Origin of the sequence: Pseudomonas oryzihabitans (assembly GCF_032027545.1) — a bacterium.
GTDB classification, from domain to species: Bacteria; Pseudomonadota; Gammaproteobacteria; order Pseudomonadales; family Pseudomonadaceae; genus Chryseomonas; species Chryseomonas oryzihabitans_F.
Genome location: NZ_JAVSJB010000004.1, coordinates 399,288 through 410,769 on the forward strand (window position 1 = coordinate 399,288; position 11,482 = coordinate 410,769).

At 67.4% G+C, this 11,482-nt stretch carries 10 protein-coding genes; 2 read left to right on the forward strand and 8 right to left on the reverse strand.

Translation table 11 applies throughout. The features are described 5' to 3' along the window. Window positions 1–101 precede the first annotated feature (101 nt). Both RND78_RS09190 and RND78_RS09195 read right to left on the reverse strand, forming a co-directional pair. Window positions 102–1,085: an asparaginase gene (locus RND78_RS09190; RefSeq protein ID WP_312727990.1), complete on the reverse strand. Its 984-nt coding sequence runs from the start codon at window positions 1,083–1,085 to the stop codon at window positions 102–104. Window positions 1,086–1,172: 87 nt separating this feature from the next. After that, window positions 1,173–2,627, reverse strand: a complete 1,455-nt coding sequence (locus RND78_RS09195) for an alanine/glycine:cation symporter family protein (RefSeq protein WP_059228752.1) — start codon at window positions 2,625–2,627, stop codon at window positions 1,173–1,175. Window positions 2,628–2,903: 276 nt separating this feature from the next. Here RND78_RS09195 and RND78_RS09200 point away from each other — a divergent pair, with 276 nt between their 5' ends. After that, on the forward strand, window positions 2,904–3,692 hold the full coding sequence (locus RND78_RS09200) for a helix-turn-helix transcriptional regulator (RefSeq protein WP_312727992.1): 789 nt from the start codon (window positions 2,904–2,906) through the stop codon (window positions 3,690–3,692). On the opposite strand, the gene RND78_RS09205 is transcribed toward RND78_RS09200, so the two are convergent. From RND78_RS09205 to RND78_RS09230, 6 genes are all read right to left on the reverse strand, one after another. Further along, entirely contained in the window at window positions 3,689–4,897 is a 1,209-nt protein-coding gene (locus tag RND78_RS09205; RefSeq protein ID WP_312727995.1) for a GGDEF domain-containing protein, read from the reverse strand. The two genes, RND78_RS09200 and RND78_RS09205, sit on opposite strands and share 4 nt — an antisense overlap. A gap of 144 nt (window positions 4,898–5,041) precedes the next feature. Continuing rightward, window positions 5,042–6,142: a polyamine ABC transporter substrate-binding protein gene (locus RND78_RS09210; RefSeq protein ID WP_312727997.1), complete on the reverse strand. Its 1,101-nt coding sequence runs from the start codon at window positions 6,140–6,142 to the stop codon at window positions 5,042–5,044. A 23-nt stretch (window positions 6,143–6,165) separates the two neighbouring features. Beyond that, window positions 6,166–7,197, reverse strand: coding sequence for a histone deacetylase family protein (locus tag RND78_RS09215; protein WP_312727999.1), 1,032 nt, complete (start codon window positions 7,195–7,197; stop codon window positions 6,166–6,168). Between the two features lie 273 nt (window positions 7,198–7,470). Then, entirely contained in the window at window positions 7,471–7,830 is a 360-nt protein-coding gene (locus RND78_RS09220; RefSeq protein WP_312728000.1) for a cupin domain-containing protein, read from the reverse strand. Window positions 7,831–7,876: 46 nt separating this feature from the next. Further along, window positions 7,877–8,878, reverse strand: a complete 1,002-nt coding sequence (locus tag RND78_RS09225; RefSeq protein WP_312728003.1) for an AraC family transcriptional regulator — start codon at window positions 8,876–8,878, stop codon at window positions 7,877–7,879. Between the two features lie 85 nt (window positions 8,879–8,963). Further along, entirely contained in the window at window positions 8,964–10,397 is a 1,434-nt protein-coding gene (locus tag RND78_RS09230; protein WP_312728005.1) for an aspartate ammonia-lyase, read from the reverse strand. A gap of 154 nt (window positions 10,398–10,551) precedes the next feature. On the opposite strand from RND78_RS09230, the gene RND78_RS09235 reads away from it, so the two are divergent. Continuing rightward, window positions 10,552–11,457, forward strand: a complete 906-nt coding sequence (locus tag RND78_RS09235) for a LysR substrate-binding domain-containing protein (RefSeq protein ID WP_312728007.1) — start codon at window positions 10,552–10,554, stop codon at window positions 11,455–11,457. Window positions 11,458–11,482: the final 25 nt, after the last annotated feature.

Below are 11,482 nucleotides of genomic sequence, written 5' to 3' on the forward strand. Positions count from 1 at the left end.
CCGGAATGGCTAACCTCCAGTGCTGTGGAGCTTGCCCAAACGCCCCCTCTCCCCCTGGGAGAGGGCCGGGGTGAGGGAGCAGCCGGCCCATCAGCCGACGCTCACAATTCCTCGCACAGATTGCGCCCGATCCACTCGACCGCCGCCGCGCGGTCCAGGCCGGCGCCGAGCAGCGCATGCAGCTTGCCCAGGGCGGCTTCGCGGGTCATGCCGCGGCCGGAGATCACCCCGGCGTCGGCCAGGCCGCTGCCGGCGGCATAGGTACCCAGTTCCACCGTACCGCGCGCGCCCTGGCTGAGGGCGACCACCAGGGTACCGGCGTCGCGCAGTTCGGCCAGGGCGGCGAGGAAGTCGGCGTCGTCCGCCGGACCGGTACCACTGCCATAGCACTCCAGCACCAGGCCGTGCAGGCCGCTGCCCGCCAGACCGCGCAGGGTGGCGCCGTCGACGCCCGGAAACAGCGGCAGCACCGCCACCCGCACTGGCTGGCGCGGCTGGTCGAAGCGCAGCGCCGCTGGCACGGTGACCAAGGCCTCACCACTGCGCGGCCGGGCGCTTTCCACGAAGGCCTTCCAGCCACTGCTGGCCTGCTTGGTGCAGCGCGCGGCCGGCAGGCGCTCGCCATGGAACTGCACCTGCACGCCCGGGGCCAGGCCGCTGGCGAAGGCGGCGAAGCTGTCGGCCAGGTTGCCGTCGGCGTCGCTGTCCGCCACCCCGGCCGGCAGCATGGAGCCGGTCAGCAGCACCGGGATACCGAGGCCCAGCAGGCGGAAGGCCAGGGCGGCGGCGCTGTAGGCCAGGGTGTCGGTGCCGTGCAGCACCAGCACGCCGCGGCAGGCCGGGTCTGCGGCGGCGGCGAGGATGGCCTGGGCCAGGCGCTCCCAGGCGGCGGGATTCATGTTGGCGCTGTCGATCAGCGGCAGCAGCTCCTGCAGGCGCCAGTTCGGGTCGCCCAGGTCCGGGCGGCAGGCCAGCAGGGCATCGATGCGCGCCTCGAAACCTGCCGCCGGGGCCAGGCCGGCGGCGGTCTGCTGCATGCCGATGGTGCCGCCGGTGTAGAGGATGTGTAGGTACGGTGAGCTCATGGGGGACATCCTGATAAGACTGCCCCCACACGGGGTGGGGGCAGGAAAACGGTCGCGGTCCGGGTCAGCGTGACCCGGCAGCGGCGGTCAGTGCGCCTGGCGCGGCTGGGCCGCGCGGGCTTCGGCGACGGTCTCTTCCAGACGCTCCAGCGCCGGCCAGGCCTGGCGATCCAGGTCCAGGTCGCGGAACTGGTCGGCGTCGAACACTGGCTGATCGACCCCGGCGCGGCGCTGGGCGTCGTAGTCGTTGAGCACGCGCATGCCGACCTTGATCAGCATGGCCAGGGCGATCAGGTTGACGAAGGCCAGGCAGGTCATGGTGATGTCGGCGAAGGCGAACACCGTGGCCAGGTTCTGCATCGAACCCCAGCAGATCAGCACCAGCACCAGGCCACGATAGCCGAACAGCACGGCCTTGCCACGGCCGAGCAGGTAGCGCAGGCCGTTCTCGCCCAGGTAGATGTTGTAGAGGATGCAGGTGAAGACGAACAGCGACAGGGCGACGCTGATGAAGATGCGACCCCAGTCACCGACCACCGCGGCCAGGGAGTTCTGCGTCAGCACGATGCCGTCGCCTTCGAAGCCCGGGGTGTAGAAGCCCGACAGCAGGATCAGCAGGGCGGTGCAGGTGCAGATGACGAAGGTGTCGAGGAAGACGCTGAAGGCCTGCACCACGCCCTGGGCGGCCGGATGCTTGACCGCTGCCACGGCAGCGACGTTGGGTGCGGCGCCCAGGCCGGCTTCGTTGGCGAAGACGCCACGCTTCACGCCCATGGTGATGGCAGCGCCCAGCAGGCCGGCAAAGGCCGGCTCCAGGCCGAAGGCGCTCTTGACGATGGTCAGCAGGGTGCCGGGGACCAGGTCGATCTGGGTGATGATCACATAGAGGGTGACGGCGATGTAGGCCAGGGTCTTGACCGGCACCAGAACGTCGGACACCGCGGCGATGCGCTTGATGCCGCCGATGAACACCAGGCCCAGCAGGATGGCCAGGGCGATCCCGGTGTACTGCACCGGCAGGCCGAAGGCGTTTTCCAGCGAGTGGGTCACGGTGAAGGACTGCAGACCGACGAAGGCGAAGCCGTAGGTCACCAGCAACAGGCCCGAGAAGATCAGGGCCATCCAGCGCTTGTCGAGGCCGTGCTGGATGTAATAGGCCGGGCCACCGATGTAGAGGCCTTCGCCATCGGCGCGCTTGTAGACCTGCGCCAGGGTGCACTCGAAGAAGCTGCTGGCCATGCCGACCAGGGCGGTCACCCACATCCAGAACACCGCGCCGGGACCACCCAGGGTCACGGCCAGGCCCACGCCGGCGATGTTGCCGGCCCCCACGCGGCCGGCCAGGCTGAGCATCAGTGCCTGGAAGGAGCTCAGGCCGTCGCCACTGTTGCGCAGGGATTCCTTGAACACGGTGAACATGTGCGGGAAATGACGGACCTGCACGAATCGCGAGCGCAGGGTGAAATAGCTGCCCAGGCCGACGATCAGCACGATCAGCACGTGGCCGGACAGGAAGTCGTTGAGCATTTCTAGGTAGTGCATGGAGGATCCTCGAGCATGCTAGTGATGCCCCAGGGCCGGCTCGCACGCCGTGGGGCTATTATTGTGGGATAGACCGTTGCCAGTTCGCGCGCCCGGTCATGCGGAGATGACCGGGAGCAGGCTCTGGAACGCGTCGGTCCGGGCGGATCGGGCAGTGAATAGGACCGGGCGCCTAGGTTCGGCTATCCCACCGGTGTGGACAATTCCGCGCCTCGCTTCAAAATGGCGCGACTTGATGCTAGTTTTCCGGCCGTCTGTCAAGTTCGGGCGCCCGCCATGAGCGATTTTTCCGCCAATCTGCAGCTGCTCTGCCGGCATCACCGCTCGATTGCGGCCGTCTGTCGCGCCGTCGGCATCAACCGCGCCCAATTCAATCGCTACCTCAACGGCCAGAGCCGCCCGTCGCCCTACAACCTGCAACGCCTGGCCGACTTCTTCGCCCTGCCGGTGGGCGATCTGCAGCTGCCGCAGCGGCAATTCGCGGCGCGCCTGGGGGCGCCGGCGAATCAGGAGAGTGGCTGGGCTGGACAGGCCCTGGCGCTGTTCGCTGCTCGCCAGGAGGGGCTGGCGCGCTACCAGGGCTATTACCACGAGTACTACCCGTCGCTGTCCACCCCCGGCGTGGTGCTCTGCGGCCTGGTGCGGCTGTTCGAGGAGCAGGGGGTGTTCCGCTACGTGCGCTTCGAGCGGCTGCGCCGCCAGGGTGAGGCCACCAGCCAGGCGCGCTTTCGCTACCTGGGCCTGGCCATGAGCCTGGAAAGCCGGCTGTTCTTCACCGACTACGAGTCCCTCACCGGCAACGAGCTGTCGCAGACGGTGCTGCTGCCCAGTGCGCGCAACCGCATCGATCGCTTGAACGGCCTCAAGCTGGGCGTCAGCGCCTCCGATCGGCGCGAACCGGCCTGTACCCGGGTGGTCTGGGAGTATCTCGGCGACCGGCCGCGGCGTGGCACGGCCTATGGCCGGATCGGCCTGTACGACTGGCAGGACCCGCGCCTGGACGACGACCTGCGCCAGCGCCTGGCCAGTACTATCCTGGTGGACCGGGTCTATCGCCTGGGTTAACCGAGCGGGTCGGCGAGCGCCAGGTGCTCGTCGCAGCGCTCCAGGCGCGCCTGGTCGCGCCCTGCCTGCTTGGCCCAGTAGAGCTGCTGGTCGGCTGCCTCGAGGAGGGCGTCGGCACTGGCATGGCGTGGCCCGGCGCAGGCCCCGCCGATGCTGACGGTGACTCGCCGCCCCGCACCGGCATTGCCCGGATTGGGAATCTCCAGCTGGCGGACCGCATCGAGCAGTTGCTGGACGATCTGGCCCTGGTCCTCATCGGCAGCGGTGGTATGGAGGATGGCGAATTCTTCTCCGCCGTAGCGTGCCAGGCAGTCACCGGCGCGCAAGGGGCCGGCGAGGGCGGTGGCGACCTGCTTCAGGCAGCGATCGCCGGCCGGATGGCCGTAGCGGTCATTGAAGGCCTTGAAGTGATCGACATCGATCATCAACAGGATCAGCCGCTGGTTCTGCCTTCGCGGCAAGGCCGTGGCGAGCGCCTGCATCAGCGCCCGCCGATTGGCCACGCCGGTCAGGGGATCGGTGGTGGACTGTTGTTCCAGGAAGCGATTGGCGGCGGCCAACTCCTCGTTGCGCAGCCGATCGCGCAGGATCAGCAGATAGCCCTGACGATGGGCTCTTTCCATCCAGAAGTTGGCGAGCAGGGTGAAGGCGGCGGTGGCGAAGGCCAGCGTCATTACCAGCGAGGCTTCCACGGCGGGCAGGCTGTGTATCTGCGTCGCCAGGCAGATGGCCAGCAGGCCGACCAGGCTGTGCGCGGTGGCCTGGCGCAAGGGCGGAGCGATGCAGCTGTTGGTGTAGAGGGTCATCAGCGGCAGGGTGGCCAGCCAGAGCGCGCTCTGCGCAGCATCGCTGGTATCCACCTCGAACAGCGGCGGACCGTAGGCCAGCAGGCTGGGCAGGATACCCAGCCATTCGCGTGCCGGATGCTCGGCCGGCATCAGCTTGAGCGCCAGCATTACCGCGCCGCCGCCGAGCAGCACCAGGCTGGTGAGCAGGGTGATGACCCAGAAGGCGTCGGTCATCAGGATCCAGTCCCAGACCGAGAAGCTGGCGTAGGCCAGGATGGCGACCGCGAGACTGATGCGCAGATGACGGCGGCGCGAACGGGCGATGTCGAATTGGTAGTGCCGTTCCAATACCGGCTCGAAGCTCAGCGCCCAAAAAGGGCGGGCCAGCGCCCGGTCGAGGGGGAAGCTAAGGGACATGGTGCCGTACCTGGCGCAGTGATCCGGTGGCTCACTTGAGCACAGTCAGGCCCCTGTTGTTGAGGATGGTTCCCAAATGAAGCCAAGCAGGCGCCGAATGGTAGCCAATGGCTACCATTCGGTCCGTTATGGACCTCCTGGCGGTCAACCGCCGGCCTTGATCCGACTCCAGGCCCGGGTGCGTACCCGCTCGATGGGTTGTGGCAGCGGCTGCACCACATAGAGTTTCTTGCGCATCTCGGCGGTGGGTACCAGGTCGGGATTGTCACGGATGGCGGCGGTCACCAGCGGCATGCCCGGCTTGTTGGCGTTGGGATAGCCTAGGTAGTCGCTGATCCCGGCGATCACCTTGGGTTCGAGCAGGTAGTTGAGGAAGGCATGGGCCTGGTCGACGTTCCTGGCGCTGGCCGGAATGGCCCAGGTGTCGAACCAGATGGGCGCGCCCTCGCGGGGCAGGCGCCAGTCCACCACCACGCCGTTGCCGGCTTCCTTGGCGCGGTTGGCGAACTGGTAGAAGCTGCCTGAATAGCCCACCGCCACGCAGATGTCGCCGTTGGCGATGTCGGTCATGTACTTGGTGGAATTGAAGTAGGCCAGGTAGGGACGGATCTTGAGCATCAGCGCCGTGGCCTTCTCGTAGTCCTTGGCGTTGGTGCTGTTGGGGTCCAGGCCCAGGTAGTGCAGCACCACCGGCAGGATGTCCGAGGGCGAGTCGAGCATGGCCACGCCGCAGCTCTTGAGCTTGGCCATGTTCTCCGGCTTGAACACCAGGTCCCAGCTGTCCACCGGCGCATCCGTGCCCAGCGCCGCCTGGACCTTGGCCGGATTGAAGCCGATGAGGATGGTGCCATACATGTAGGGCACGCCGTACTGGTTGCCCGGGTCGTTGACCTCCAGCAGCTTGAGCAACTCGGGATCGAGATTCTGCCAGTTGGGCAGCTTGGTCTTGTCCAGCTTCTGGAACACCCCGGCCTTGATCTGGGTTTCCAGGAACTGGTTGGAGGGGATCACCAGGTCATAGCCGGACTGGCCGGTAAGCAGCTTGGCCTCCAGCGACTCGTTGCTGTCGAAGGTATCCCAGGTGACGCGGATGCCGGTCTGCTGGGCGAAGTCCTTGGGCGTCTCGGGCCGAATGTAGTCGGCCCAGTTGTAGACCCGCAGTTCGCCAGGGTCGGCGGCCTGGACGGCGGTGGCGAGCAGGGCGCTACCGAGCAGGGCGGTGAGCGGGCGCAGGAGGCTGTGCATGGTCGGATTCCTCGCGATAGGGATCAGGCGCCGTCGAAGGCGGCCAGGACGTTCACCGTGTTGATGCCGATCTCCGCCACGGCGTAGCCGCCCTCCATGACGAACAGCGTCGGCAGACCGAGCCGCGCCAGGCGTTCGCCCAGGCGCAGGTAGTCTTCGCTCTCCAGCTTGAACCGGGAAATCGGATCGGCCTTGAAGGTATCCACGCCTAGAGAGACCAGCAGCAGGTCGGGGGCGTAGCCTTCGAGCCGCTTCAGCGCTACCTCCAGGGCCGCACTCCAGGCCTCCCAGGCGCTGCCGGCGGGGAGCGGCAGGTTGAGATTGAAGCCGTGCCCGGCGCCGTTGCCGGTCTCGTCGGCATAGCCGAGGAAGAAGGGGAATTCGAAACCCGGATCGCCGTGCAGCGAGAGGAACAGCACGTCGTCGCGTTCGTAGAAGAGGTTCTGGGTGCCGTTGCCGTGGTGGTAGTCCACGTCGAGGATGGCCACTTGCCGGGCGCCACCGTCGAGGGCGGCCTGGGCCGCGATGGCAGCGTTGTTCAGATAGCAGTAGCCACCCATGACGTCGGCTGCGGCGTGGTGGCCCGGTGGCCGGCACAGGGCGAAGGCGCTGCGCGCGCCGCTGGCGATCTCGGCCGCGGCGCTCAGCGCCACCTGGGCGGCGCTGTAGGCAGCCTGCCAGGTACCGGCGGTGATCGGCGCCCCGCCGTCGAAGCTGTAGTAACCCAGGCGTCCGTGCAGGCTGATGGGGGGCAGTACCTGGCGCAGGGTGCGGGCGGGCCAGGTATAGGGCATGAGGTCCACGGTCTCGCCGCCGGCAGCCCATTCCTCCCAGGCGCCGGCGAGGAAATCGAGATAGGGTTCGGTATGGATGCGCGCCAGCGGCACCCGGCCGAAGTCCTGGGGCGCCACCACCTCGCCGAGCTGTCGCCGGTAGCACTCGGCGAGAATGAATTCGACGCGCTGGGGCTTTTCGAAGCAGGGCTGCAACTGGCCGTCGATCAATTCGCAGCGGCCATGGTGCAGGGCATGGTCGGGACTGTGGTGGATGCGCATGGCGACTCCGGGCGGTGGCTTCCCGGTCGATTCTTGCCAGCGCCGCGGCAGGCGACCAGAGGCGGAGCGGCCAAAAGGGGATGGATCCGGCCAGACCCCGCTCTGCGTCCGGCCTTAAAACCTGTTCACGATCTGCTACGCGTCGGCCAAACGGCGTTGAAACTGGCCTGGGTCGCCAGCCCGGTCGGAATGCTCATTTACCACTCGTAAACTCCGCTTCCTCAGCCATTTTCGCCTTGTTTGGCTCTAGCTCGCGAGATCGTGAACAGGTTCTCAGCCAGCCTTGGCTTCGTAGACCACGAAGCGCTTCAGGGTCGGTTCCACCACCTCCCAGGTGCCTTGGAAACCGCGCGGGATGACGAAGGTGCTGCCCGGCCCCAGGCGCGTGCTGCGGCCCTGGTCATCGGTGACCAGGCTCAGGCCCTCGAGGATCTGGCAGTACTCCTCCTCGGTGTAATTCACCCGCCAGGTGCCCACCTCGCTGTGCCAGTGGCCGACGGCGAAGACGCCACTCTCATCCTCGTACTCGAGCCAGAGGCTCTGCAGTGGGTCACCGGCCAACAGCTTCTCCGCCGGTAGTCGGTATTGCTGGGTGGGTTGGCCGCGAGCATCGATCAGCTTCAGCGAGGGCATGGGCAATCCTCCGTGACGAATGGAAGCGTCCAGCATACGTCAGGCGTCAAAGGCGATAACCCCGCGGCGACTGTCCGCTCCAGCGGCGAAAGGCATGGCGGAAACTGGCGGTCTCGCTAAAGCCCATGACCTCGGCGATGCGGTAGATGGGCAGCCGCTCCTGGGCCAGCAGGTCGCGCGCTCGCTCGAAGCGCAGCTCGTCGAGCAAGAGCTGGTAGCCGCTGCCGGCGGCCTGCAGGTGCCGGCGCAGGCTGCGCGGGGCCATGCCCAGCCGGCGCGCCAGGGCATCGAAGGAGGGCGGTGCGGCCAGTTCGGCGCTGAGCAGGGTGCGGATGCGGGCGAGCAGGGCACGCTGGCGACCCTGCTCCGGGGCCAGGCGCTCGCACTGCTGGAGGGCATCGCGGTGGGTCACGGCGTCCGCCAGGGGCAGCGGCCGCTCCAGCCAGGCGGCGGGAAAGGCCAGGCCGTTGAAGGGGGCCTCGAAGGCCAGGGACGTGGTGCCGAAGCAGTCGGCATAGCGCGCGCGATGGAGCGGTACTGGATGCCGGAAGGCCACCTGGGTCAGCGGCAGGGGTGTACCCAGGAGGTCGCAGCAGATTGCCAGGAGCGAGGCCAGGCAGCACTCGGCGTTGCAGCGTTCCAGCTCTGGCGCGAAGGGATGGTCGTCGGCCCTTAGCCAGACCAGTTGGCCATGGCGCTGCAGGCGCAGGCTGAAATAGGTACCGAGCAGCCCTTGGTGAGCCAGCGCCGCCTGCAGCGCCGCGCCCAGGGTCGGGGCACTGAGCAGCGCATAGCCGAGCAGGCCGTAGCCGGAGACGCGCAGCCGCCAGCCCAGCAGCAGGCCCAGTTCGGGCGGGGCGACGGGCAGGGCGTTGGTGATGACCCGCTGTTCCTGGGCCAGGGTGATGAGGCGGTGAGGCTGCTCGAGGTCGTCCAGTTGCAAGCCGCTGCCAATCAGCAGGGGTGCGGCCCGGCCGGGCGTGTCGGCCCCCAGTTGCTGGAGCACGAGGGACACCAGGTTTAGATTGATCAGACCGGACTGACGCATGGGCAAACTCCCGGGGCGGTGGCAGCCTTCCAAGCAAGAAGGATACCGCGCCCGCGGGGAGTGGCCGTGGGTTACCGCTTAGGACTCAGACCTTGGCTTTGAGTGGCACCAACCGCGGCGCGATCATGTTTTCCGGGCGCAGGATGTCGTCCAGGGTCGCCTCGTCCAGCAGGTTTTCCTCGCGCACCAGCTCCAGCACGCCGCGACCGCTTTCCAGCGCCGTCTTGGCGATGCGGGTAGAGGTCTCGTAGCCCAGGTAGGGGTTGAGCGCGGTGACCAGACCGATGGAGTGCTCCACCTGGCGGCGGCAGTGCTCGACGTTGGCGGTGATGCCGGTGATGCAGTGCTCGCGCAGCATGTCCATGGCGCGCTGCAAGAGGCGGATGGAGTCGAAGATCTTGTAGGCGATCAAGGGCTCCATGACGTTGAGCTGCAACTGGCCGCCCTCGGCCGCCAGGGTCAGGGCCAGGTCGTTGCCGATGATCTCGAAGGCCACCTGGTTGACCGCCTCGGGGATCACCGGATTGACCTTGCCCGGCATGATGGAGCTGCCCGGCTGGCGCGGCGGCAGGTTGATCTCGTTGATGCCGGTGCGCGGACCGCTGGAGAGCAGGCGCAGGTCGTTGCAGATCTTCGACAGCTTCACCGCGGTGCGCTTGAGCATGCCGGAGAACAGTACGAAGGCGCCCATGTCCGAGGTGGCCTCGATCAGGTCGGCGGCGGGCTTGAGTGGCTGGCCGCTGATCTCCGCCAGGCGTTGCACGGCGAGGAGCTGGTAGCCGGGGTCGGCGTTGATGCCGGTACCGATGGCGGTACCGCCCAGGTTGACCTCGGTGAGCAGCTCCGGCGCCAGGCTCTTCAGCCGCGCCAGGTCCTCGCCCAGGGTGGTGGCGAAGGCATGGAATTCCTGGCCGAGGGTCATGGGCACCGCATCCTGCAGCTGGGTACGACCCATCTTCAGCACCTCGGCGAACTCCACGCCCTTGGCGGCGAAGGCGGTGATCAGGCTGTCCAGGCTGGCGAGCAGGGCGTCGTGGCCGAGCAGCAGACCCAGGCGGATGGCGGTGGGGTAGGCGTCGTTGGTCGACTGCGCCATGTTCACGTCGTTGTTCGGGTGCAGGTGGCGATACTCGCCCTTGGCGTGGCCGAGGATCTCCAGGGCCACGTTGGCGATCACCTCGTTGGCGTTCATGTTGGTCGAGGTACCGGCGCCGCCCTGGATCATGTCCACCACGAACTGGTCGTGGAATTCGCCGCGGATGATGCGCGAGCAGGCCTCGCTGATCGCCTGGTGCTTCGCCGCCGGCAGATGGCCAAGACGGTGGTTGGCGTCGGCCGCGGCCTGCTTGACCATGGCCAGGGCCACCACCAGCTTCGGATAGTGCCCGAGGGGCACGCCGGAGAGGCGGAAGTTCTGCACGGCGCGCAGGGTCTGGATGCCGTAGTAGGCATCGGCGGGAACGTCGAGAGTGCCGAGGAGATCTTTTTCGAGGCGGACGGATGATGCAGAGTCGGACATGATAGCGTTAGGCTTCGATCGAGCGGCAGGCGCCGCGATGCCCTAGAATCTAGGCCTGCCAGCCGCTCTCGGCCAATGCCGTTCCGCCAAGCCTCATGCCGGATCGGCATAACTTCCGTTGTGACCTCGTGAGATCCGACGACGTATGGGTGCCATGAACATCGAATTCAAATGGCTGGAAGACTTCGTCGCCCTGGCGGCCACCTACAGTTTTTCCCAGGCCGCCGAAAAGCGTTTCGTCACCCAGCCCGCCTTTAGCCGGCGCATCCGCGCCCTGGAGGAAAGCGTCGGCCTGACCCTGGTGGACCGATCCCACACCCCGGTCAGCCTCACCGAGGCCGGGCAACTGTTCCTGGTCACGGCGCGCAGCGTGGTGGAACAGCTGGGCGAGACGGTACGTCATCTGCACCACCTCGAAGGCGGGCAGGGCGAGGTGCTGCAATTCGCCGCCGCCCACTCCCTGGCGCTGGGCTTCTTCCCGCAATGGATCGCCGGCCTGCGCGGCCAGGGCCTGGCGCTGGCCAGTCGGCTGGTGGCCACCAACGTCGGCGAGGCCGTCCATGCCCTGCGCGACGGCGCCTGTGACCTGATGCTGGCCTTCCACGATCCCGACGCCGCCCTGCAGATGGACCCGGAGCTGTTTCCGTCGCTGCACCTGGCGCACACCGCCATGCTGCCGGTCTGCGCCACCGATGGCGAAGGCCGACCGCTGTTCCAGCTGGACGGGCAGAGCAGCGTGCCGCTGCTGGCCTACAGCGCCGGGGCCTTCCTCGGCCGCTCGGTGAATCTGCTGCTGCGCCAGCGCAAGCTGCGCGCCGTCACCCTCTACGAGACCGCCATGGCCGACAGCCTCAAGACCATGGCGTTGCAGGGGCTGGGCGTGGCCTGGGTACCGCAACTGTCGGTGGCGGCCGAACTGGCTCGTGGCGAGCTGGCGATCTGTGGTGATGCGGCCTGGCAGGTCGGCCTGGAGATCCGCCTCTATCGCTGTGCCCTGTTGCGCAAGCGCCTGGTGCAGCAGGTGTGGCGGCATCTGGAGAGTCAGAGCCACGGCAGCTGATCGGCGGTATTTAATTGTGCTGATT